This is a genomic window from Nonomuraea longispora (assembly GCF_004348345.1).
Classification (GTDB): domain Bacteria; phylum Actinomycetota; class Actinomycetes; order Streptosporangiales; family Streptosporangiaceae; genus Nonomuraea; species Nonomuraea longispora.
In genome coordinates, this window is record NZ_SMJZ01000025.1 from 1 (window position 1) to 21,730 (window position 21,730).

General features: G+C 70.0%; 22 protein-coding genes and 1 pseudogene. 12 read left to right on the forward strand and 11 right to left on the reverse strand.

The window, feature by feature from the left end; all coding sequences use genetic code 11:
• Positions 1 to 570: 570 nt before the first annotated feature.
• The 4 genes from E1267_RS09520 to E1267_RS09535 all read right to left on the reverse strand — a co-directional run bounded on the left by E1267_RS09520 (position 571) and on the right by E1267_RS09535 (position 4,898).
• Positions 571 to 1,956, reverse strand: coding sequence for an MFS transporter (locus E1267_RS09520; RefSeq protein ID WP_246063661.1), 1,386 nt, complete (start codon positions 1,954 to 1,956; stop codon positions 571 to 573).
• A 13-nt stretch (positions 1,957 to 1,969) separates the two neighbouring features.
• Entirely contained in the window at positions 1,970 to 2,857 is an 888-nt protein-coding gene (locus E1267_RS09525) for a zinc metalloprotease (protein ID WP_132331899.1), read from the reverse strand.
• Positions 2,858 to 2,935: 78 nt separating this feature from the next.
• A complete protein-coding gene (locus E1267_RS09530; RefSeq protein WP_132331901.1) occupies positions 2,936 to 3,196 on the reverse strand; it encodes a DUF3039 domain-containing protein in 261 nt (86 codons plus the stop codon).
• 94 nt (positions 3,197 to 3,290) lie between these two features.
• Positions 3,291 to 4,898: an MFS transporter gene (locus E1267_RS09535; RefSeq protein WP_132331903.1), complete on the reverse strand. Its 1,608-nt coding sequence runs from the start codon at positions 4,896 to 4,898 to the stop codon at positions 3,291 to 3,293.
• A gap of 155 nt (positions 4,899 to 5,053) precedes the next feature.
• Between E1267_RS09535 and E1267_RS09540 the strand changes: the two genes are divergently transcribed.
• Positions 5,054 to 5,662 carry a TetR family transcriptional regulator gene (locus tag E1267_RS09540; RefSeq protein ID WP_165959530.1) on the forward strand — a complete coding sequence of 203 codons (609 nt, stop codon included), beginning with the start codon at positions 5,054 to 5,056 and terminating at the stop codon, positions 5,660 to 5,662.
• Between the two features lie 10 nt (positions 5,663 to 5,672).
• On the opposite strand, the gene E1267_RS09545 is transcribed toward E1267_RS09540, so the two are convergent.
• Entirely contained in the window at positions 5,673 to 6,251 is a 579-nt protein-coding gene (locus E1267_RS09545; protein ID WP_132331907.1) for a YqgE/AlgH family protein, read from the reverse strand.
• Between the two features lie 112 nt (positions 6,252 to 6,363).
• On the opposite strand from E1267_RS09545, the gene E1267_RS09550 reads away from it, so the two are divergent.
• The gene (locus tag E1267_RS09550) at positions 6,364 to 6,870 is read left to right on the forward strand and encodes a hypothetical protein (RefSeq protein WP_132331909.1); all 507 of its coding nucleotides are present in this window, start codon (positions 6,364 to 6,366) and stop codon (positions 6,868 to 6,870) included.
• 28 nt (positions 6,871 to 6,898) lie between these two features.
• Here E1267_RS09550 and E1267_RS09555 read toward each other — a convergent pair whose 3' ends face one another.
• Entirely contained in the window at positions 6,899 to 7,510 is a 612-nt protein-coding gene (locus E1267_RS09555) for a TetR/AcrR family transcriptional regulator (protein ID WP_132331911.1), read from the reverse strand.
• A gap of 500 nt (positions 7,511 to 8,010) precedes the next feature.
• On the opposite strand from E1267_RS09555, the gene E1267_RS09560 reads away from it, so the two are divergent.
• From E1267_RS09560 to E1267_RS44175, 4 genes are all read left to right on the forward strand, one after another.
• On the forward strand, positions 8,011 to 8,760 hold the full coding sequence (locus E1267_RS09560; protein WP_132331913.1) for an IclR family transcriptional regulator: 750 nt from the start codon (positions 8,011 to 8,013) through the stop codon (positions 8,758 to 8,760).
• A gap of 80 nt (positions 8,761 to 8,840) precedes the next feature.
• Positions 8,841 to 10,334 carry a glycerol kinase GlpK gene (glpK, locus tag E1267_RS09565; protein ID WP_132331915.1) on the forward strand — a complete coding sequence of 498 codons (1,494 nt, stop codon included), beginning with the start codon at positions 8,841 to 8,843 and terminating at the stop codon, positions 10,332 to 10,334.
• The gene (locus E1267_RS09570; RefSeq protein WP_132331917.1) at positions 10,331 to 11,890 is read left to right on the forward strand and encodes a glycerol-3-phosphate dehydrogenase/oxidase; all 1,560 of its coding nucleotides are present in this window, start codon (positions 10,331 to 10,333) and stop codon (positions 11,888 to 11,890) included. The genes glpK and E1267_RS09570 overlap by 4 nt, the downstream gene beginning before the upstream one ends.
• A gap of 27 nt (positions 11,891 to 11,917) precedes the next feature.
• On the forward strand, positions 11,918 to 12,055 hold the full coding sequence (locus E1267_RS44175; protein ID WP_165959529.1) for a hypothetical protein: 138 nt from the start codon (positions 11,918 to 11,920) through the stop codon (positions 12,053 to 12,055).
• Between the two features lie 12 nt (positions 12,056 to 12,067).
• Here the strand turns inward: E1267_RS44175 and E1267_RS09575 are convergent, their stop codons facing one another.
• The 4 genes from E1267_RS09575 to E1267_RS09590 are packed head-to-tail and all read right to left on the reverse strand — an operon-like array spanning position 12,068 to position 15,651.
• On the reverse strand, positions 12,068 to 13,477 hold the full coding sequence (locus tag E1267_RS09575; RefSeq protein ID WP_132331919.1) for an NAD-dependent malic enzyme: 1,410 nt from the start codon (positions 13,475 to 13,477) through the stop codon (positions 12,068 to 12,070).
• Positions 13,478 to 13,532: 55 nt separating this feature from the next.
• Complete coding sequence (locus E1267_RS09580; RefSeq protein WP_132331921.1) at positions 13,533 to 14,162, reverse strand: cytidylate kinase-like family protein; 630 nt, start codon at positions 14,160 to 14,162, stop codon at positions 13,533 to 13,535.
• Between the two features lie 9 nt (positions 14,163 to 14,171).
• Positions 14,172 to 15,116 (reverse strand): tetratricopeptide repeat protein, encoded by a 945-nt coding sequence (locus tag E1267_RS09585; protein ID WP_132331923.1) that lies wholly within the window; start codon positions 15,114 to 15,116, stop codon positions 14,172 to 14,174.
• A complete protein-coding gene (locus tag E1267_RS09590) occupies positions 15,100 to 15,651 on the reverse strand; it encodes a MarR family winged helix-turn-helix transcriptional regulator (RefSeq protein WP_132331924.1) in 552 nt (183 codons plus the stop codon). The genes E1267_RS09585 and E1267_RS09590 overlap by 17 nt, the downstream gene beginning before the upstream one ends.
• A gap of 228 nt (positions 15,652 to 15,879) precedes the next feature.
• Between E1267_RS09590 and E1267_RS09595 the strand changes: the two genes are divergently transcribed.
• From E1267_RS09595 to E1267_RS09605, 5 genes and pseudogenes are all read left to right on the forward strand, one after another.
• Complete coding sequence (locus tag E1267_RS09595) at positions 15,880 to 17,361, forward strand: hypothetical protein (protein WP_181957772.1); 1,482 nt, start codon at positions 15,880 to 15,882, stop codon at positions 17,359 to 17,361.
• Between the two features lie 25 nt (positions 17,362 to 17,386).
• A complete protein-coding gene (locus tag E1267_RS09600) occupies positions 17,387 to 18,058 on the forward strand; it encodes a DUF4230 domain-containing protein (RefSeq protein WP_132331926.1) in 672 nt (223 codons plus the stop codon).
• Between the two features lie 142 nt (positions 18,059 to 18,200).
• Positions 18,201 to 18,353, forward strand: a complete 153-nt coding sequence (locus E1267_RS44180) for a hypothetical protein (protein WP_165959531.1) — start codon at positions 18,201 to 18,203, stop codon at positions 18,351 to 18,353.
• A gap of 489 nt (positions 18,354 to 18,842) precedes the next feature.
• Positions 18,843 to 19,043, forward strand: a pseudogene (locus E1267_RS44185) (hypothetical protein); the annotation flags it as partial.
• A gap of 168 nt (positions 19,044 to 19,211) precedes the next feature.
• On the forward strand, positions 19,212 to 19,820 hold the full coding sequence (locus E1267_RS09605; RefSeq protein ID WP_165959533.1) for a TetR/AcrR family transcriptional regulator: 609 nt from the start codon (positions 19,212 to 19,214) through the stop codon (positions 19,818 to 19,820).
• Between the two features lie 204 nt (positions 19,821 to 20,024).
• Here E1267_RS09605 and E1267_RS09610 read toward each other — a convergent pair whose 3' ends face one another.
• Positions 20,025 to 21,206 carry an acetyl-CoA C-acetyltransferase gene (locus E1267_RS09610; RefSeq protein ID WP_132331930.1) on the reverse strand — a complete coding sequence of 394 codons (1,182 nt, stop codon included), beginning with the start codon at positions 21,204 to 21,206 and terminating at the stop codon, positions 20,025 to 20,027.
• An 86-nt stretch (positions 21,207 to 21,292) separates the two neighbouring features.
• Between E1267_RS09610 and mce the strand changes: the two genes are divergently transcribed.
• On the forward strand, positions 21,293 to 21,715 hold the full coding sequence (gene mce / locus E1267_RS09615; RefSeq protein WP_132331931.1) for a methylmalonyl-CoA epimerase: 423 nt from the start codon (positions 21,293 to 21,295) through the stop codon (positions 21,713 to 21,715).
• The last annotated feature ends 15 nt before the right edge of the window (positions 21,716 to 21,730 follow it).

Genomic DNA, 21,730 nt, shown 5'->3' on the forward strand with positions numbered 1-21,730 from the left:
GCCCCGGGGCGATCGGCGAACCCCGGAGCCTGGCCGACGGCGGCAGGGACTCGCCCTCCTGCGCCGGAGCGCGGCCCGCGCCACGCCCGTTGCCCCGGCCGGCTTCCACGGCGCCGCGGATGCGCGGGTTCCAGGGCTCCTCGTCCTCCAGGTCAGGACCGAGGTCCAGCGGATGGGACCGTTCCCGCCGCCTCCGCGGCGACGCGGGTTCAGGCCCCGGCAGACCTCCCCAGCCCGTTTCATGGACGGGTCCTGGAGGGGGGTCAGGAGGCCGCTCGGTCCTGGCGGTGGTGTCCCGGACGCTCTCGAAGGGGTTTCTGCCCCGCCGGGGCCTCGCGCCGCGGTGAGCGCCCCACACGGCCCCTCCGCCCTCTGCGGGGGCGCCGTCGGGAGGGGTGTCGGACTCAGGAGACGTACGGTCCTCAGGAGGAGTACGGCGATGCCGGGCCCCCATCCGCGGTGGCCAGACACGGTGATCACCCTCCATGACACCTCCTTGTCCCGCTGTCCTATCACTCCTGGCGACGGCGATCAGGCGATCCGTTGCCGTTGTGACAGGTGGGGCGGAATTCAACGGGTGCGACCGGCGAGCACGGTGCCGCTCAGGGCGATCGAGGCCATGAGGATCGAGATGACGACGAACCCGGTGGCGATCTCGGCGGAGGAGTGCCCGATCAGGTTGACCAGCGCGCCGCCGACGCCGATGGCCAGCGCCGAGCCCAGCATGTCCGTCACCGACAGCGCCGCGGAGTTGGCCCCCTGTTCGTTGACGGGCGACTGCTTCAGCGCCGTGATGCTGACCGTGGTCATGCCGTACCCCATCCCGAAGCCGGCCAGGATCCACGCGGGCACGGCGATCCACCCGCTTGTCCCGGGCAGGACGGCCAGCAGGCAGAGCAGGATCGCGACGGCGATGCAGCTCGTGCCGAGCCGGATCCGCAGGTGCGCCGCCCCTTCCTTCCTGCTCTGCAGGTAGGAGCCGGCGGACCAGCCGAGCGCCCCGGTCGTCAGTGCGAAGCCCGCGCTCGACAGGTCGAAGGCCTTCACTTCCTGCAGCGCCAGCGGGATGAAGGAGTTGACGCCGAAGAAGGAGGCCGAGAAGAAGCCCCGCATCATCACGGTCGTGGGCAGCCCGCGCCCGAACCGCAGCGCCCGGAGAGGCAACAGTCGGAACAGCCCGTACATCAGCGAGGCCAGCCCGGCCGCCGTCTCCACCGCTCCTGAGACGGGATGCAGGTGCAGCCGATCGACGCCGTGCAGCAGCACTCCGGCGCCGGCGGCCGCGGCGGTGGCGGCCAGCGTCATGGCCACCGGCCGCGACCTCGGCCCGCCGGACGGCGCCTCGTCCGGCGATGACGGCCTGCGCAGCGACGGGAGCAGCATCAGCAGTGCGGGCACCACGAGCGGGATGATGCCGTAGAAGACGTAGCGCCAGCCCCAGTTCTGGGCCACGAACCCGGCCACGGCCGGGCCGACCATGGCGGGCACCACCCAGGCCGCGGAGATGGCCGCGAACGCCTTGGGCCGCGACTCCACGGGGTAGACCCGCGCGATCATCACGTACAGCGCCACGATGGTGGAGCCCGCCCCCAGCCCCTGCACGGCCCGCGCCACGAGGAACATCACCGCCGTCGACGCCGCCCCGGCCAGCGCCATCCCGACGACGAACAACACCATTCCCGCCACGAACGGGAAGGGGTAGCCGTGCCGGTCCGACCAGAGGCCCGACACCACGTTGGCGAACAGGCTGGCGATCAGGAAGGCCGAGAAGCTGATCCCGTAGAGGTCGAGCGCGTCCAGCTCGTCGGCGATGGCCGGCATGGCGACGCCGACCGACATGCCCTCGAAAGCCACCAGCGTGACCACGAGCAGGATGCCGAGGGTCGCGGTGCGGTAGCGCGCGCCGAAGATCCGCGGCGGCTGGTAGGGAGTGTCGAGTGCCTTCGGAGCTGTCACTCGCACATCGTATTCAGCCTCGCATCGCGCCCGGCGCGGCCTGCCGGTACGCCGCCCACATCTCGTGCATCCGCCTGGCCTGCCCCTGGGTGAACTCCGACATGCACCGGTCGTGTGCGTAGTCCATGAAGTTGTGCACGGGGTCGAGCCCCGCCTTCGCGCAGGTGTCGGAGCGCTCAGGGCACCCCTTGGTCGGCCTGGCCTGGGCGGGTGTGTCGTCGATGCCGTCGCCCGGCTCCTTGCAGCCGTTCTCGAACGTGTGGAACAGCCCGAGCCAGTGGCCGATCTCGTGCACGCCGGTGAAGCCGCGGTTGTAGTTGGTCATCGCACCCCCGGGCAGGCCGCGCCAGTCGATGACGACGCCGTCGAGCGCGGGATCGTCGGTGTACCAGTAGGGGTAGCTGGCGAAGCCCAGCATCTGCTCGCTGAGCTGGGCGACGTAGAGGTTGAGCGTGCCGGGGCCGCCCTGGTGCAGCGCGCTCTTCATGGCCCGCTCGTGGCCGACCGGATCGCCGAACCAGGCGGCGTTCCGCCTGACCTCGATGCCGTCGAGGCGGAACCGCACGCCGGTGTCGACGCCGCCGAAGCGGCCGGCGTACGCGGAGTTGAGCACGGTGATCTGCGCTTCGACCGCCTGGTCGGAGACCTGGCGGTCAGGCCGCGTGATGACGTGCACCACGGTGGGCACGGTGATCTGGGTCGGCGGCGTGACGCCGGCCAGGCGCCGGGCCAGCTCGGACTGGACCTTGGCCACGTCTCCCGGCTGGGGCGAGCGCGGCCCTGGCCCCTCCGGCGCGCGATGGCCGCACACGGCCGCGTGGGCGGCACCGGCCCGCAGCGGCGGGGCGAACCAGATCGCCAGCAGGCATGCCAACGAGACGGCGGTCGCACGCCGAGCCATACGATCCTCCCACTGCGGAATGCACCGACATGGCTACAGACCGTAGCTGTTCAGTGGAGGATCACCGCTCAGCAACACTCACTGCTTGTCGTCACCCTCGCCACCGCCGGAGGGAAGGCCTTCGTAGATCTCTTTGCACTCCGGGCAGACCGGGTATTTCTTGGGGTCACGGCTGGGCACCCAGATCTTGCCGCACAGGGCGCGGATGGGCGTGCCCGTCACCATGCTCTCGGTGATCTTGTGTTTGTCCGCGTAGTGGGCGAAGCGCTCGTGATCGCCGTCGCCGTGCGAGGTCCGCGGCGTGGTCTCCTGCTCTGGGAGGATCTTCGTGCTGCTCACCCCACCGAGTTTATGCCCGCTCGCGACCGCGTCCTGCACCGAACGCCGTGGCCCCCGCCGCGAGGGCGAGGGCCGCAGCGGGCCGCTCAGGGGGTCAGCCCACGTGCACCTGTACGCCCTCGGCCTTGCGCCCCGCCTTGACGAACAGCGTCAGCAGGGCGGTCAGCACGGCAATGCCGGTGCTCACCAGAAAGGCGAGGTGCATGCCGTCCATGAACGAGTGGTGCACGGCGTCGACGATCGGCTGCGGCAGCCCGGGAGGAGCCGCGCCGAAGGCGGCCGCCTTCTCCAGCCCGGCCAGCTGCGCGGGCGGGATGGCCTGCGCCGCGGGGCCGAGGTGGCCGGGCAGCGTGCCGGAGATCTCGGCGGCCATCACGGCGCCCAGGATCGCGGTGCCCAGCGCGCCGCCGACCTGCATGGCCGACTGCTGGACACCGCCCGCGACACCGCTCAGCTCAAGTGGCGCGTTGCCCACGATGATCTCCGTGGCGCCCACGAAGACCGGCGACATGCCGAAGGCCAGCAGCACGAACGGGATGGCGCTGGCGAGGAACGACGCGTCGATGCTGAGCTGGGACATGAGGAACATGGCGAACGCGGTGATGAGCAGACCGGCCGCCATCGTGATCTTCGGCCCGAGCCTGCCGATCGCCAGGCCCGCCAGCGGCGAGGCGACGATCATGCCGGCGCTCATCGGCAACATGCGCAGACCGGCCTCCAGCGGGCTCAGGCCGTGCACGCCCTGGAAGAAGAAGCCCAGGAAGAACATCGCCCCGAACATCGCGAACGCCACCATCATCATCAGCACGGTGCCGATGGAGATCGAGACGTTCCTGAACAGCGACAGCGGGACCAGCGGCTGCCTGCCGAGTTTCTGCGCCCGGTGCTGCCAGAAGACGAACGCGCCGATCAGCACCGCGAACGCGCCCAGGAAGCTCAGCGTCGTGCTGTCGCCCCATCCCCAGTCGGGGGCCTTGATGATCGTCCACACCAGCGAGAACATCGCGCCCGACAGCAGCAGCACGCCGAGCCAGTCGATCCGCGCCATGGTCTGGGCGCGGTTGTCCTGGATCAGGAAGATGCCCATGACGAGGGCGATGATCCCGACCGGCGCGTTGATGAAGAAGACCGACTCCCAGTTCACGTTCTCGACCAGCACACCGCCCACGATCGGTCCGGCGGCGCTGGACAGGCCGATGATGCCGCCCCAGGCTCCCATCGCCTGGTTCAGCCTCGGCCCTGGGAACGCTCCACGCAGCAGCGCCAGCGCCGCGGGCTGGAGCAGCGCGCCGAACAGGCCCTGCAGCACCCGCAGCCCGATGAGCGCGCCGACGGGCGAGAGGCCGGGAATGACGCCGGCCAGTTCGGCGCTGAGGCCGATGCCCACGGACGTGATCGCGAAGCCGGCCACCCCGATGAGAAAGACGCGCTTGTGCCCGAACAGGTCGCCGAGCTTGCCCGCCGTGATCAGGAACACCGCCAGCGCCAGCAGGTAGCCGCTGGTCACCCACTGCAGGTCCGACAGCGAGGCCTTCAGGTCGGCCTGGATGACCGGGTTGGCGATGCCCACCACGGTGCCGTCGAGCATCACCATGATGACGCCCAGGCTGACCGCCAGCAGCACCAGCCACGGATTGCGGCCGGCCGCCGTCCGGTCCGGACCGGGCGGCGACGGCACGCCGACCGCCTTCGCGTGAGCCATGAGTCCCCCTGAATGACATAAGCCCCGCATAGGGGCATAGGTATCGCAAGCCTCAGCAATCTATGACAGCCGATGACTTGTGACAACCGACTTTCACTTGGCGGACTATGACTTATGGCACACTATGACAGAAAAGTTTCGAGGGAGTGACCACTGTGGGTCTGCGTGAACGCAAGAAGGAGAAGACGCGCCTGGCGATCCTCGACGCGGCACTCGACCTGTTCCTCGAACAAGGATACGAGTCGACCACCGTCGAGCAGATCGCGGGGGCCGTCGACATCTCCCCCCGCACCTTCTTCCGCTACTTCACCAGCAAGGACCATCTGGTGCTGTGGTTCCACGACCACGGCGAGGGGCTCATGATGGAGACCATGCGTTCCCGCCCGCAGGGCGAGCCGCCGTTCACGGCACTCATGCACGCGGTGCGCGCGGTGCTGAGCGACATGGAAGGCTCAACGGAGGACGAGCACCGCAGGTTCCTCAAACTCCGCCGCGTCCTTGACGAGAACCCGCAGCTGATCGGCCAGTCGGTGGCCAGGGGTGCCGGCACCGAGCGCCGCCTCGCGGAGCTGGTCGCCGCCCGCAGGGGAACCGACGCCGACTCGGACCAGCTCTCCCACCTGATCGTCGCCTTCGCCATGTCGGCGATGCGCGTCGGCTTCGAGTGCCCGCGCCGCGACGGCGGGATGCCGGAGATCACCGGCCGCATGGCCGAGACGATCGAGCTGGCCGAGCGCTCGCTGCGGCCGGGATGGGACCTCTGAGCGGCGGGGCTCAGTTCATCGTCGGATCGTCCGGGCAGGTCGCCACGAAGGCCAGCTCGCCGTGCTGGCGCCGCAGCACGTGCCGCCAGAGCGAGCCCGGATCGGCGTGGAAGGTGTCGCCGACCTCGGAGTCGACGACGTACCATGCACCCTCGGCGATCTCGCTCTCCAGCTGACCCGACGTCCAGCCCGCGTACCCCGCGAAGATGCGCATCTGCGCGATCTCCCCCTGCAGGATCTCGGGCGGCGCGTCCAGGTCGACCGTGCCGAGCCGCGAGACGGCCGGCGTGCCGGCGTGGAGCCTGCGCCAGCCCAGCGGCTCCTCCCCGCTCGGGACGGCCGCCAGCGCGAGCGCGCTGTCGGTCTGCACGGGCCCGCCCTCGAACAACACCGGAGGCCCCGTCACCAGCGGATCCCACACGGGCAGCACCTGCGTCACCGAGATGTCGCTCGGCCTGTTGAGCACCACACCCAGAGTGCCGCCGTCGTGGTCGTGTTCCAGGATCAGCACGACGCTACGCCGGAAGTTGGGGTCGTCGAGAAGCGGCGTCGCCACCAACAACCCGCCGACGTAGATCGCCTCCGCCATACATCCATCATGGCGTGTATCCGGGGGCGTGCGCTCCCTCAGTGAGCCGATGTTACTTTTAGTGCTCACTTGGGCACATTCAGTAGCAAAGATCACAGCCCGGGGGGAGCGCATGCGTATCGGTACTCGTATCGTCCTGGCCACGCTGCCCATGACCGTGGCGCTGCTCCTCCCCGCCACCGCCTGGGCCTGGCCGCGACTGGATCCGGGCGACCCGTTCACGATGACGGTCGACGACGTGGCCTGCCGCTCCGGCCGGGCCACCGTCACGCTCCGCAACGTGACGCGCCAGCTGGCACGGTACGACCTGCGGGCCGACGGCAGAACCGTGGCCAGCGGCTCGATCCCGGCACGCAAGACGATCGTCAAGCAGGTGCGGGTGAAAAGGGGCAGTCGCGCCGAGATCGAGGCGTACTCGGTCGCCGAGCACCACCCCGACACGCTGATCGACTCGACCGACATCGAGAACGACTGCCCCTGGGGCCACCACCTCGACCGCCTCCCCTTCACGGGCCCGCCCGTGGACCTCATGGCCAAGCTGGCCACAGCGGGCGGGCTCGTGATCATGGGGGGCGTGTTGTGGTGGTACGGATCGATCTGGCCCCGCTCAGCCCCGTGAAACCGGCGGTCTCACGGGACCGAGCCCGTCAGGGCACGAAGGCGCCGGCCCGCGCGGCGGCCAGCGTGCGTGACACCGACCGTTCGGCGTCCCAGCGCGTCACCGGCTCCCTCGTGACCACCAGGCGGTAGTAGAGCGGGGCGGAGATCGCCCTGATCAACTCACCGCCGTCGGTCCCCTCGGGCAGTTCGCCCCGCTTGACGGCCAGGTCCACGACGGTGGCCCACTCCTCGATCCTGCGGGCGAAGAAGGTCCGCAGCGCGTCGGCGGCCTCCTCGTCGCAGGTCGCGGCGGCGATCACTGCCTGCAACGTGGCACCGAGCCGTCCGTCGGTGACCGCCTCCCAGACGGACACCGCGTTGGCCAGCAGGTCACACTCGACGTCGCCGGTGTCGGCGTGCGGCGACGACTGGTTGGCCAGCTCTTTCATCAGGTCGGCCACCAGCCTGGGAGTGCTCCCCCAACGCCGGTAGACCGTGGTCTTGCCGACGCCCGCCCTGGCCGCCACCTGGTCCATGGTCAGGCCGTGGAAACCGTGCTCGACCAGGATGTCCTGGGTGGCGTCGAGTACGGCGGCGCGTACCCGCGCGGTGCGGCCCCCCGGCCGCACGGTTCCCGCCAAACGGGAAGGTTGTTCCATCTAAACTCCTCACCGTATACCGGCATGCCCGGTTAACGGGACCCCTATCCCGTTAGTGGTGCATGTTTTGACGGCCCCGGCATTGCACGGCCCGCGGCGTACCAGGTGCCCCTGCACGCGGGCAGGGATTGCGGCCTGGTCAGGCGGCGCAGGCATCTCCTTGTCGGCATGGCGTGCTCGGCTCTCCTCGGTCACGGGGAGGGCTGGCGACCTCGCCGGGGGTTGTGCTCATGGCGAGTGATCCCGGGGGACTCGCCGCCGCCATCGCGTGCCCGCCGGGCTCTCCCTGCCATGTCTTTACTGAGGGGGCATTCCGGGCTCGGGCGCGGGGCTGAACGGGGCGTCGTGGTCTGCCGGGTTCACCGCTTGCGACATTGTAGGCCGACCCGACCTGCCGCGCCGCTGGTGGGCGGGCACTTTGCGGCCGACCGGTGCGGCTGTTCACCGCCGCAGGGTCTGCGTTCGGCATTATCGAACCGCTCTGCACTAGGGTGCGAGGTGTGGGAGAGACGATTCAATCGGTCGAGCGGGCGGCCGCCATCCTGCGGCTGCTCGCCTCGGGTCCGCGCCAGCTCGGCGTGGCCGAGCTGGCCAAGGCGCTGGGCCTGCCCAAAGGGACGCTGCACGGCATCCTGCGCACGCTGGTCCGCGTGGGGTTCGTCGAACAGGACCTGGCGACGGGAAAGTACCGCCTCGGCGCCACGCTGCTCCACCTGGGCAGCAGCTACCTCGACGTCAACGAGCTGCGGACCCGCTCGATCAACTGGGCCGACGCCCTGGCGGGACGCAGCAGGGAGAGCGCCTGGATCGGCACCCTGCACGAGGGGCACGTTCTGGTGATCCACCACGTGTTCAGGCCGGACGACAGCATGCAGACCCTCCAGGTCGGCACCTACCTGCCGACGCACGCCAGCGCACTCGGCAAGGTCCTGCTCGCCCACGACCCCTACGGCGAGGCGCCGGCCGCGCCTCTGCGGGCGTACACGAAGGCCACCCTCACCGACCCCAAAGCCCTGGAGACCGAGCTCGACCAGGTCAGGGCGCGCGGCTGGGCGGCCGAGAGGGAGGAGCTCACGGAGGGCGAGGTGGCCATCGCCGCGCCCATCAAGGACGCGCGCGGCATCGTGGTGGGCGCCATCGGCATCCGCGGCGCGGTCGAGCGGCTGGCCCCGGACGGAGCCCTGCACATGGAGTACGTCTCGTACGTGCGCGACGCGGCCCGCGCGATCACGCGCGCCCTCGCCCGCTGACTTGTCCACCCCTATGACGACCGCATAACATTCTTCACGTCGTTCGACATTGTCGAACCCTGATCCAAGCGAGGAAGCTCGTGCCTCGACCGCACTACGTCGCAGCCATCGACCAGGGCACCACGTCCAGCCGGTGCATCGTCTTCGACGAGGCCGGCAACATCATCTCCGTCGCCCAGCGGGAGCACCGCCAGATTTTCCCCAGGCCCGGCTGGGTGGAGCACGACGCGGACGAGATCTGGCAGGCGGTGCGCGGCCTGCTCGGAGAGGCCGTGAGCGGCGCCGGCATCGAGAACGCGCAGATCGCCGCGCTCGGCATCACCAACCAGCGCGAGACCACCGTGTTGTGGGACCGCGAGACCGGCAGGCCCGTCTGCAACGCGATCGTCTGGCAGGACACCCGCACCGACGCGCTGACCCGGGCGCTGGCCGAGCACGAGGGCCTGTTCAAGGAGCGTGCCGGGCTGCCGCTGGCCACCTACTTCTCCGGGCCGAAGATCCGCTGGCTGCTCGACGAGATCCCCGGCCTGCGGGAGCGGGCCGAGCGGGGCGAGGTACTGTTCGGCACGATGGACAGCTGGTTGTTGTGGAACCTCACGGGCCGCCACATCACCGACGTCACCAACGCCAGCCGTACGATGTTGATGGACATCCACACGCTGGGCTGGGACGACGAGCTGCTGGCGGCGATGGGCGTGCCGGGCGCGATGTTGCCGGAGATCCGCCCGTCCGCCGAGGTCTACGGCCGCACGTCCGGCGGCGTCCCGGTCGCCTCCGCGCTCGGCGACCAGCAGGCCGCGCTGTTCGGGCAGACGTGCTTCGCCCCCGGCGAGACCAAGAGCACCTACGGCTCCGGCAGCTTCCTGCTGATGAACACCGGTCACGAGCCGGTCGTCTCCAAGCACGGCCTGCTGACCACCGTCGGCTACCAGATCGGCTCCGGCCCGGCCACGTACGCGCTGGAGGGCGCCATCGCGGTCACCGGCTCCCTGGTGCAGTGGCTGCGCGACAACCTGGGCCTGATCTCCAGCGCGGCCGAGATCGAGACGCTGGCGAAGACGGTCGACGACAACGGCGGCTGCTATTTCGTGCCCGCGTTCTCGGGGTTGTTCGCGCCCCACTGGCGCTCCGACGCGCGCGGGGTGATCGCGGGACTGACCGGGTTCGTCAACAAGGGCCACCTGGCACGGGCCGTGCTCGAAGCCACGGCGTGGCAGACCCGCGAGGTGGTCGACGCGATGAACGCCGACTCCGGGCTCGACCTGACCACGTTGCGCGCCGACGGCGGCATGACCGCCGACAACCTGCTCATGCAGACGCTCGCCGACGTGCTCGCGGTGCCCGTCATCCGGCCGATGGTGGCCGAGACCACCGCGTTGGGCGCCGCGTACGCGGCCGGCCTGGCCACCGGCTACTGGCCCGACGTCGAGAGCCTGCGGGCCAACTGGCACAAGGCCGCCGAATGGCGTCCCGCGATCGGCGAAGCCGTACGCGAACGCGAATACCGCAACTGGAAGAAGGCCGTGGCGCGCACTCTCGGCTGGGTCGAGCAGGACGAGGGGAGCAGACCATGACACTCGCGATCGGCACCGACCGCGCGGAAACCAGGCACGAGCTGGCCGGCACCGCCTACGACCTGCTCGTGATCGGCGGCGGCATCCTCGGCACGTCGGTGACGTGGATGGCCGCGCAGGCGGGGCTGCGGGTGGCGATGGTGGACGCAGGCGACTTCGCCGGCGCCACGTCCAGCGCCTCCTCCAAGCTCGTCCACGGCGGCCTGCGCTACCTGCAGACCGGCAACGTGCGACTGGTCGCGGAGAACCACCGCGAACGGCGCGCGCTGGCCGCCGACATCGCACCCCACCTGGTCAAGCCGCTGACGTTCGTGGTGCCGATCTACAAGGGCGGCCCGCACGGCGCCGCCAAGCTGGGGGCGGGGGTGTTCCTGTACTCCGCCCTGTCGGTGTTCGGCGACGGCATGGGCCGCGTGATCACGCCGCAGCAGGCCATGGCCAGGGTGCCCGCCCTGCGCTCCGAGGGCCTGCGGGCCGCCGCCGTCTACGGCGACCACCAGATGAACGACAGCCGGGTCGCCGTCATGACCGTACGAGCCGCGGTGGACGCGGGCGCGGTCGTGCTCAACCACGCCGAGGTCGTCGGGTTGCGCAAGACGTCCGGCACCGTGACGGGCGCCGAGCTGCGCGACCGGCTCGACGGGACCGAGTTCGGCGTGTCGGCCAGGCTCGTGCTGAACGCCACCGGGCCGTGGGTCGACCATCTGCGGCGCATGGAAGACCCTTCCGCCGCGCCCAGCATCCGGCTGTCCAAGGGGGCCCACCTGGTGCTGCGCCGGCAGGAGCCGTGGAAGGCCGCGCTCACCACGCCCATCGACAAATACCGGGTGTCCTTCGCCATCCCGTGGGAGGACCACCTGCTGCTCGGCACCACGGACGAGGCCTACGAGGGCGACCCGGCCGCGGTCCGCGCCACCGAGGCCGACATCGCGCAGATCCTCGACGAGGCGGGCCACTCCGTACGCGACTCCCAGCTCAGGCGCGAGGACATCACCTACGCCTTCGCCGGGCTGCGCGTGCTGCCCGGCGGCCCCGGGCAGGTCGCCGCGGCCAAACGGGAGACCGTCGTGACCAGCGGCTCGGGCGGCATGCTCTCCGTCGCCGGCGGCAAGTGGACGACCTACCGGCACATCGGCAGGCACGTGCTCGCCACGCTCGCCCGCCTGCCGGGGCAGCCGCTCGGCGACGATCTGGCCGACATCCTGCCGGCGGTGCCGCTGCCGGGGCTGGCCAGCCCCGACGCGGTGGCCATGCGGCTGTGGACCGACCGCGACCCGGGCACGCGCATGGACCCGCTGGTCGCCAGGCACCTGGCCACGCACTACGGCTCGATCGCGTTCGACCTGTCCCGGCTCATCCGCGAGGACCCGGCGCTCGGCGAGCGCATCCACCCCGACGGGCCGGACATCTGGGCTCAGGCGGTCTACGCCCGTGACCGCGAGTGGGCGGCCACGGTCGACGACGTCGTACGCCGCCGCACGACGCTCACGGTACGCGGCCTCGACACACCCGACGTGCGCGCCAGGATCGAGAAGCTGCTCGGCCAGGCCGTCTGAGGCCCGCTGAGGTGGCCTGACGACCCCATGGGGCAGGGGGAGGGCACGCGCACTCCCATCAACGAAGCCCTGCTCAGGCACTTCCGTGACCTGCGCGACGGCACCCACGGCCGGGCCGTCTCTCAGCCACGTGCGGCGGCCGGCGTGACCTCGGCTGTGCCGTAACGAAAGATGATCTTATGCTTCGGTGAAGCCCCGCGCGCGCCCGCCGGCCGACTCGCGGACGGCGGCGGCGACGGCGGTGGCCACGTCGGGGTGGAAGACGCTCGGGACGATGTAGTTGGGCCCCAGCTCCTCGGGCGTGACGACGGCGGCGAGCGCGCCCGCGGCGGCCAGCAACATCTCCTCCGTCACGACGGACGCCTGAGCGTCGAGCAGGCCGCGGAAGACCCCCGGGAAGGCCAGCACGTTGTTGATCTGGTTGGGGTAGTCGGAGCGCCCGGTGGCCACCACGGCGGCGTGCTCGCGGGCGTCGTCGGGCGACACTTCCGGCTCGGGGTTGGCCAGCGCGAACACGACCGGGTCCTCAGCCATCGAGGCGATGTCGTCGCCGGTCAGGATGCCGGGCGCGGAGACGCCCACGAAGACGTCGGCGTCCTTCACCGCGCCCCGCAGGTCGCCCGCGTAGCCCTCGGCGTTGGTGTTGTCGGCCATCCAGCGCAGCGAGTCGTCGAGGTCATCGCGCCCCTTGTGCACGGCCCCGAGGTAGTCGCACACGATCACGTTGCGCGCCCCGGCCGCCAGCAGCAGCCGCAGCACGGCGTAGCCCGCCGCCCCCGCGCCCGCCATGGTGATCTTGACGTTTTCGATGTTCTTGTCGACCACCCGCAGGGCGTTGGTAAGCGCCGCCAGCACGCAGATCGCCGTGCCGTGCTGGTCGTCGTGGAAGACCGGGATGTCGAGCAGCTCGCGCAGCCGCCGCTCCACCTCGAAGCAGCGCGGCGCGCCGATGTCCTCCAGGTTGATCCCGCCGAACCCCGGCGCGATCACCTGCACCGTGCGCACGATCTCGTCGACGTCCTGCGTGTCCAGGCAGATCGGCCAGGCGTCGATGCCCGCGAACCGTTTGAACAGCGCCGCCTTGCCCTCCATGACGGGCAGCGCCGCCTCGGGCCCGATGTTGCCCAGCCCCAGCACGGCGGAGCCGTCGGTGACGACCGCCACGGTGTTGCGCTTGATGGTCAGGCGCCGCGCGTCCTCCTTGTTGCGCGCGATCGCCATGGACACGCGCGCAACACCGGGCGTGTAGGCCATGGACAGCTCGTCACGGTTGCGCAGCGGCACCTTCGACACCATCTCGATCTTGCCGCCGAGGTGCATGAGGAAGGTGCGGTCGGACACCTTGTGGATGACAACGCCCTCGATCGCCTCGAGCTGGTCGACGATGGCCTGGGCGTGATCGGTGTCCCTGGCGGCGCAGGTCACGTCGATGCGCAGCTTCTCGTGACCCGCGTTGGTGACGTCGAGGGCGGTCACGACACCCCCTGCCGACTCTACGGCGTGCGTGAGCAGACTCACGGCGTTGCCACCTGCGGGCACCTCGAGGCGCACGGTGATGGAGTACGACACACTGGGGACGGTCGCCACGTCAATCGCTCCTTCGGGACTGACCAAGAATGCATCCATGTTAGAGGTCATCCGGTCAATCCCGCGCCTCGGAGGCCATGACGATCAGTTCGACACACGTGGCCACGGGAATGGTGGTGCTGTCGATCACCAGGTGGTAGAGCCGGGCGTCGGCCGGGTCGGTGCGGTAGAAGTGGCGCACATAGGCGCTCCGCGCCCGGTCGTTGTCCTCGATGATCTGCCGGGCCTCGCGCTCGCTGAGCTGCCCCAGCGTGGCCGTCTGCCGCACCCTGCGGGTCAGAGGGGCGTCCAGCCGCACGTGCAGCGCGCCGGGGTGGTCGCCCAGCACCAGCGCCCCCGCCCTGCCCAGGAACACGCCGCCCTGCAGGCGCGCGGTCTCCTTGAGCACGCGCTCGGTGCGGCTGACGAACTCCTCGGGCGCCAGGGGCATCGCGCCCGGAACATACATGTCGACGCCGCCGAACGTCACCGTGGGCAGCCGCATCGCCCCGGAGAAGAGCCGGCCGATGCCGTGCTCGGCCCGGTCGTCGTGGGCCAGCGCCTCCTCCAGCGTGCAGCCCAACTCCTCGGCGACGGCACTGGGGATCGCGCGGTCGATGAAGGGCACGCCGAGGCGCTCGGCCGCGGCCGGGCCGATCTGGCTGCCGGCCGTGCCGTATGTCGCCGATATGGTGACGACCCGCATGAATTCAGGTTAGAACAGTGCACTCGCCAACGCTCTACGCGCTTTGGCCAAGGATGGGTCTTCGGCCGGCAAAGCCTCGAACAAACCGAGCAGATGCCGCCTGGCTTTGTCGCGCTCGTCGCCCGAGGTGCGCTTGACCACGGCGATGACGCGCTCGAACGCCTGGTCGATCGCGCCCGACATCATCTCGAAGTCGGCCGCGAGCAGCTGCGCGTCGAGGTCTGCCGGGTCCTCCTGCGCGCGCCGCTGGACGTCGGCGGGGTCGGCCTCGGACGTGCGCTTGAGCAGCGCGACCCCGGCCAGCCCCATCTTCGCGTCCTCGTTGCCCGGCGCGCGGGCCAGCAGCCGCTGGTAGGCCTCGATGGCCGCGTCGAAGTCGCCGCGGTCGATCGCCTGCTCGGCCGCCGCCATGTCGGGGTCGGTGGGAGGCCCGGACTGCTCCTCCTGCTCGGCCGGCTCGCCGGCCTCGGCGGGCCGGGCGTCGGGATTGGCCTGGTAGAACTGCTCGACCGCGCCCATCAGCTCGTCGAGCCAGCGCCGCACCTCCTGCTCGGGCAGCACCTGCTGGAAACCGGTCACGGCCTGGCCCTGGAAGATCGCCAGCACGGTCGGCACGGCCTGGACGCGCAGCGCCTGCGCTATCTGCGGGCTGGCGTCGACGTTGACCTTGGCCAGCACGGCCTTGCCGCCGAGGTCGCCGACCACCTTCTCCAGCACCGGGCTGAGCTGGACGCTGCCCGGGGACCTCGGCGACCAGAGGTCGAGCACGACGGGCAACGTCATCGACTTGTCGATGACGTCACTCGTGAACGTCTCCTCGGTCACATCGACGACGGAGGCCGCGGCCGCCTGGGGACCTGCGGCCTCCCGCCGTGCCTGAGCCTCCAGTGCCTGCTTGCGCGCGCCCAGGTCCACGGCTCCGTAGAGCGACCCGGGTTTAGAGAAGTCCGCCATGCTCCTCATCTTGCCGCATCGACGACCCGGCGAAGTCACCAGCCGCCACCCGAAGGGTGCGCAAATGGTCGAACATCGCCTGGAGTTCGTCCTCGGCGTACATCGACAGGCCGAACTCGGCCGCCGTCAGGTCGCCGGTGGCCCGGCGTACGACGTCGCGCCCCGGCTCGGTGATCTCGGCGAGCACGCCGCGCCCGTCACGGGGATTGGGCAAGCGCCGGACGAACCCGGACTTCTCCAGCCTGTCCACCGTGTTCGTGACGCTGGTGGGGTGGACCATCAACCTTTCCCCGATTTTTGACAAGGGCAGCGCCCCCGTCCTGCTGAACGTCAGCAGCACGAGCGCCTCGTACCGCGCGAAGGTCAGGCCGTAGGGCTTGAGCAGCGCGTCGAGCTGCGACAGCAGGATCTGGTGCGCTCGCATGATCGACGTCACCGCGGCCATGGCCGCGGACGGACCGAAGTGGGCCCGCCAGCTCTCCGCGGCGCGGTCGATCGGGTCGAACGGCAGGTTGAGAGGCTTGGGCTGCGTCACAGCGATACGGTAGCGCGCCGGTCGTCCCGGTTCGTCTGGCTACTCCCAGCGACAGGCCTCTCCGCTTGGCCAAGAGTCCGGACATCAATCATCACGCTCAGTTATGGTTCTCCTACGAATGGTGACGCGGACGCCAAGTCCATCAGCCTGTGGGGACCGGCCGGACTGATCGTTTCCGCCTTGCCGAGGGGCACGGGGGGTGCTTGATGAACTTCAACGGGAAAACGGGTGCGTGAGCACGGGGGCGTTTCACGGGAGGAGCTGAAGCAGAGCGCGGCCGTCACTGTGGCCGTGCTGCTCGCTGTCGGCCTGGTCGCAGCGTGGAACGTCCTGATACCCGGCGTCGACGCCTGGGAGAACATCGTGGCGGCGGTCATCGGATCGCTCCGGCTGACCGGGCCGGTCGCCGCGGCCTTCGCCGCGTGGGTGGCGTTGCGCAAGCGCAAGGCACTGCGCGGGCGTTCGCTCACGACGTGGAGGGCGCTCAAGGCACCGCTGGCGATCGTGGTGGTGGTGCTGGGGTCGTTCGGTGCGACCGTGCTGGTGCTGGCCGTCAAGACCGTCCTCACCGACCAGGCGGGCCGGCTGAGCCTGGCGGGCCTCGGCATGGGCATGGCGGGGCTGGCCCTTTACTCCGTGATCGGGTGGGTGGCCGGCTGGGTGCTGCCGCACCCCTTCACCCCGCCGGTCGCCGGCCTCGCCTGTTATGGGGTGTTCTCGTGGCTGGCCGACGACCGCGGGTGGGCCGACAAGCTGGCGCCGGGCACCGGGGAGCCGTACGACCTGTTCCAGGGGTTGAGCGGGGCCGCGTTCTTCGACCAGACGATCTGGCTGCTCGGCCTCACGGCGGCGCTGCTGCTCGGCTGGGCGGCGCTGGTGACCAGGCAGGCTCTGGTGCTGGCGTGCGCGCTGCTGGCCGTGCTGGCCGCGGGGATGGGCGTCTCGCGCGTCCTGACCCACTCCAAGCCGGCCGCCGCCGAGGAGATCGCCTACAGCTGCCAGGAGTGGCCGATCACGGTGTGCGTGCATCCGGGCATGCGGGCGGGGCTGACCGAGCTGGGGGCGTCGTTCACGCAGATCGCCTCCAGGCTGGCGGGCACGCCTGCCGCGTTCACGCGGGTGGAGCAGCGGCCGCTGGACGACGAGCTGAAACCGTCCAACGGGCTCGCGCCGATCCACGTGCCCGACCTGTCCGCGGGGTTCGCGGAGGAGGCGGCGTACGAGTACATCGAGTCGCTGGCCGCCCGGTGCCCCGGCACGGTCGCGGACGGCTACAGGGAGATCGTGATGGCGTGGCTGCGCGGCGAGCCGCTGCCCGGAGGGCCGCTGCCCGAGCACCAGTACGCGGCGTCCTGGTTCTCGGGCCTGACCGAGCACCAGCGCAGGGAGTGGCTGCGGATGTTCTACAGCGACTTCCAGAGCTGCCGCCTGGCCGGCACCCACTTCGGCGGCGGGCCCGCCCATGCGCAGGTGGCGCCCTCGCCCGTACGCCCCACGCCCTCGTCGAGCCACGTCTATCCCGTCTACCCCGACGCCGACGGCACCCCGGCGGCGTCCTCCGCCCCCGGCGCGAGCGCCTCACCTCCGGAGCGGGTGCCGGGGGCGTCCTCTCCGGACGCGACGCTCACGTCGGCGCCCGCGGTCGCGGTCGCGTACAGGTCCGCTGACGCGAAAGAACCGGAGATGTCACCGATCGGCTGGCGATGGTGATCGCCAGGCGGGTACTCATGCTGCCATGACGACTTCGCGTACGACGCTGCCCGAGGTGACTCCCGGGCGGCGCCGCAGGTGGCGATATCTCGCCGCGTTCCTGGTGCTGGCGGTCCTGCTCGTGGTGGGCGGCCGCCTGGCCTGGTCGTGGCTCGACCCGTTCGGCGGGCGGACCATCGACCGCAGCCAGCCGGCGCTGCTGCAGTCCATCAAGGACATGAGCCGCTTCGAGGCGGCGACCGGCACCTTCCAGGTGGTCGTGGACCTGGAGAAGGACGCCGGCTTCCTGCCCGACGCCATCAAGGGCACCCGTACGTTGTTCGTCGGGGCGGGCGGCGTGGACGCGTACGTCGACTTCTCCGCCATGGGCACCAACGCGGTCACCGTCTCGCCGGACCGTACACAGGCGACCATCCGCCTGCCGCACGCCCAGCTCGAGAAGCCCAACCTGGACAACGGCCGCTCCTACGTGTTCGCGCACCAGCGGGGTCTGTTCGACCGGGTGCAGGATTTCCTGTCGGGCTCGCCGAGCGACCAGCGGGAGCTCTACCTGCTGGCCGAGAAGAAGATCACCGAGGCCGCCGTGGCCAGTGACCTGCGCGCCAGGGCCGACGTCAACACCAAGGCGATGTTGTCGGGCATGCTCAAGTCGCTCGGGTTCACGAAGGTGACGGTCGAGTTCACCGGCGAGCCGTAAGCACCCCTCAGTGGGCCTTAGCCGCGCGTTCACCCTCTTAAGTACCTGCCCGCGTCCGGAGATAAGGCATCCGCCCGATGTGGCGGGGAGGGCCTTAGGACGAATCTTGAGAGTGCAGGCAACGAAGCAGAGGAGCACTCGGATGAACGCCGAACTCGAATACACCGTGATGCAGCACCGCGCGTCTGAGCTGCGCCGCGCCGCCTCCGAGCAGCGGCGGGTCATGGAGGCGCGCAGGGGCCCGCGGGGCGAGCGCCGCCACCGCTCGGCCCTCGCCAGGTTCCTGGCCTCATGACCGCCCACAAGCAGCCCGGCCGCAGCCTCCCTCGCGGCCGGGCTGAACAGCCCCCTTGAGGGGGCGTGCCCGGGCCCTCGAATTCCTGGTGAGGGCCTGAGCAGTGCGTTACGGCGCCCCGGTCCAATTCCTGTTCGGACCGGGGCATCGCGCTGTCCGGGGCCCGTCAGGCGGTGCGTGCGTCCATATGACGCATGCCTGTCAGTCACGATCCAGATCCGAGACGTGCCCGAGCCGGTGCGGGAGGCCCTGGCCGCGCGCACGCGCGGGGCAACAGAGTCCGCGTTTCGGATGGTGACAGCGCAATGATCGTCGTGAACGTTTCCGTCGTGATCGACGCGCTTGCGCCGGGAGCACGAGCCGGAACCGGGCGCTGTGGGTGCTGGACGGCGACCTTGCCCCGGCCGGTGCGGCAGGGCGAGAGCCCGGCTTGGCTTCCGGGAGGGCAGGAGCGTGCTAGCCATGTAACCCAATAAGTGGCCGGTCACGGCCGATCATCGCCGAATCCAGCGCCTGCTGATCGTGGTGGGCGGCCCGGCCTCAATCTCGCTGATCGCCTACGGGCTCGTCTCACTTGAGATCTGGCCGACCGCCTTCGGCGCCACGCTGATGGCAATGGGCCAGCTCTGGCGCATCGACCGGTTCGGCGTGCTGTATGAGGAGCAGAAGCGGGCCGGCACCGTGCAGTAGGCGTCGGCGCCAGCCTGATCGATCCCCGTGGCCGGTGACGCCTTCGGCGCTCATCGGCCACTCACTTGCCGTTCCCGCCTGCTGTCGGCGCACGGGTTCACGTGCAGCGAGGCGACCGGAGCCCGCTAAGCTGTAGCCCAATATCCCGATTGGACATAGGTAAATATCGTGGCTGTCGCTTTCACTGCCGAGGAGCGGGCGCGGATCACCGCCAGCCTGCTGGATGCCGCCGAACGACTGTATGCATCCCAGGGGCTGAAAAAGACCTCCCTGGAGGAGTTGGTCGCGCCGGCCGGGATCTCCAAGGCCAGCTTCTACGCCTTCTTCGACTCCAAAGAGACCCTCTACAAGGAGGTCATGATCCGCCGGGCCCCGCTCATCGCCGAACGGCACAGTGCCGTGTTCCTCCGTCCTCCGAGCGTGGAATCCCTGGTAGAGGTGATGCGAGCGATGACGACCGTGCTGACCGAGGATCCGTTCTACCGGCGGTTGTTCACCCATCCTGACGAGCTCCAGGCAGTGTCCAGACGGATCGGCGCACACGAGATCGCCCGCGTCACGCCGTACATCATGGCCCCGCTGCTGGAGTACATCGCCAAAGGGCAGGCCCAGGGGGTGATCACCAGGGATGTCGAGCCCGAAATCGTGATGGGCGTGATGGGCACCATCGGGCTGATCGCCATGAACCAGCACATGTACGGCGACACCCACGACGCCGTGCTCGACGCCACGATCAACGCCATCGCTCGCGGCATGGCCACCTCGAACGGTGACTAGCTGTGCCCTGAAACACCAGGGCAACGTCGACACGGGAGCGCCCACAGCCCGTTTCAGGCGTATGCCAACCGCCCTGAAGCACCGGCGACTGCCACACATCAGGGCAACCGCGTAGGCAGACGGCCTCCTGGTGACTGACGGGTTGCCGCTACGGATGGCGTGTGCCGTCCCCCGATGCGAGGACCTTGCGTTCCGGCAAGCCGCCTATGGGACGCGGATGAGCAGCGCGTCTCCCTGGCCGCCGCCACCGCACAGGCCCGCCACTCCCAGACCGCCGCCTCGCCGCTTCAGTTCGTACGCCAGCGACAGCACGATCCGAGCCCCGGACGCCCCGATCGGGTGGCCGAGGGCGATGCCGCCGCCGTTGACGTTCACCTTGTCCAGCGGGATGCCGAGTTCTTCGGCCGACTGCAGGACCACGCTGGCGAAGGCCTCGTTGATCTCCACGAGGTCCAGGTCGCCGGCCGTCACGCCCTGCTTGGCCATGGCCTGCTTGATGGCGTTCGCGGGCTGGGACTGGAGGGAGGCGTCGGGGCCCGCCACGTTGCCGTGCCTGCCGATCTCGGCCAGCCACGGCAGGCCCAGCTCCTCGGCCCTCGACTTCGACATGACGACCACGGCGCAGGCGCCGTCGGAGATCTGGGAGGCGGAACCGGCGGTGATGGTGCCGTCGGCGGCGAAGGCCGGGCGCAGCTTGGCCAGCGTCTCCACGGTCGTGTCGCCGCGTACGCCCTCGTCGTCCTTGACGACGACCGGCTCACCGCGCCGCTGCGGGATCTGCACGGGGACGATCTCGTCCTCGAAGACGCCGTTCTTGATGGCGGCGGCGGCGAGCTGGTGCGAGCGGGCCGACAGGGCGTCCTGCCGCTCGCGGCCGATGCCCAGCCTGGCGTTGTGGCGCTCGGTGGACTCGCCCATCGCGCACTGGTCGAATGCGCAGAACAGGCCGTCGTGGGCCATGGAGTCGACCACGTCGGCGCCGCCGTACTTGACGCCCTTGCGCAGCCCGGGCAGCAGGTGGGGGGCGTTGGTCATCGACTCCATGCCACCGGCCACCACGACGTCGAACTCGCCCGCTCTGATGAGCTGGTCGGCCAGGGCGATGGCGTCGAGGCCCGACAGGCAGACCTTGTTGACGGTGAGCGAGGGGACGGTCATGGGGATGCCTGCCTTGACGGCGGCCTGGCGGGAGGGGATCTGGCCGGCGCCGGCCTGGAGGACCTGGCCCATGATCACGTATTCCACCGATTCGGGCGCCACTCCCGCCCGTTCGAGCGCCGCCTTGATGGCGATGCCCCCCAGGTCGACGGCGGTCAGCCCGGACAGGGCGCCCAGCAGTTTGCCGATGGGGGTGCGAGCTCCGGCGACGATGACGGAACTGGACATGGACACGGGCCTCCTGTGCTCGCCATCTGGTTCTTTGACACCATACCCACGAGTAGGTGACCGTTCGCTATGGAGGTGGGCCACATATGTTCCTGCGGATCGACCACATCGGTATCGCCTGCCGTGACCTCGAAGAGCAGATCAGTCTCTTTTCTGACACATTCGACCTGACGGTTGTTGCTCGCGAGGTCAACGAGGAGCAAGGTGTCAAGGAGGCCATGTTGCACATCTCCGACGGCGAAGGCGGGGGCTCCTACATTCAGCTCCTGGAGCCTCTCACCGAGGACTCCCCTGTGGGAAAATTCCTCGCCAAGCGTGGCGAGGGCGTCCATCACGTGGCATTCGGCGTACAAGATGTGACGGACGCCATGGGTAAGATCAGCGAGAGAGGAGTGAGGCTCCTGGACGAGCGTCCCAGACACGGGTCGATGGACTCCCGGATCGCGTTCCTGCATCCCAAAGACGTGGGCGGAATGCTGACCGAGTTGGTTCAGGCGGCCAGACGCTAGAAAACCCCAAAAACG

What these genes read in the sequence shown, in the direction of transcription:
- E1267_RS09585 (WP_132331923.1), bottom strand. Translation starts at nt 15,116, where the DNA reads ATGGCGGACTTCTCTAAACCCGGGTCGCTCTACGGAGCCGTGGACCTG.
- E1267_RS09580 (WP_132331921.1), bottom strand. Translation starts at nt 14,162, where the DNA reads ATGCGGGTCGTCACCATATCGGCGACATACGGCACGGCCGGCAGCCAG.
- mce (WP_132331931.1), top strand. Translation starts at nt 21,293, where the DNA reads ATGTTCCTGCGGATCGACCACATCGGTATCGCCTGCCGTGACCTCGAA.
- E1267_RS09570 (WP_132331917.1), top strand. Translation starts at nt 10,331, where the DNA reads ATGACACTCGCGATCGGCACCGACCGCGCGGAAACCAGGCACGAGCTG.
- E1267_RS09555 (WP_132331911.1), bottom strand. Translation starts at nt 7,510, where the DNA reads ATGGAACAACCTTCCCGTTTGGCGGGAACCGTGCGGCCGGGGGGCCGC.
- E1267_RS09545 (WP_132331907.1), bottom strand. Translation starts at nt 6,251, where the DNA reads ATGGCGGAGGCGATCTACGTCGGCGGGTTGTTGGTGGCGACGCCGCTT.
- E1267_RS44180 (WP_165959531.1), top strand. Translation starts at nt 18,201, where the DNA reads ATGAACGCCGAACTCGAATACACCGTGATGCAGCACCGCGCGTCTGAG.
- E1267_RS09550 (WP_132331909.1), top strand. Translation starts at nt 6,364, where the DNA reads ATGCGTATCGGTACTCGTATCGTCCTGGCCACGCTGCCCATGACCGTG.
- E1267_RS09600 (WP_132331926.1), top strand. Translation starts at nt 17,387, where the DNA reads ATGACGACTTCGCGTACGACGCTGCCCGAGGTGACTCCCGGGCGGCGC.
- E1267_RS09610 (WP_132331930.1), bottom strand. Translation starts at nt 21,206, where the DNA reads ATGTCCAGTTCCGTCATCGTCGCCGGAGCTCGCACCCCCATCGGCAAA.
- E1267_RS09525 (WP_132331899.1), bottom strand. Translation starts at nt 2,857, where the DNA reads ATGGCTCGGCGTGCGACCGCCGTCTCGTTGGCATGCCTGCTGGCGATC.
- E1267_RS09535 (WP_132331903.1), bottom strand. Translation starts at nt 4,898, where the DNA reads ATGGCTCACGCGAAGGCGGTCGGCGTGCCGTCGCCGCCCGGTCCGGAC.
- E1267_RS44175 (WP_165959529.1), top strand. Translation starts at nt 11,918, where the DNA reads ATGGGGCAGGGGGAGGGCACGCGCACTCCCATCAACGAAGCCCTGCTC.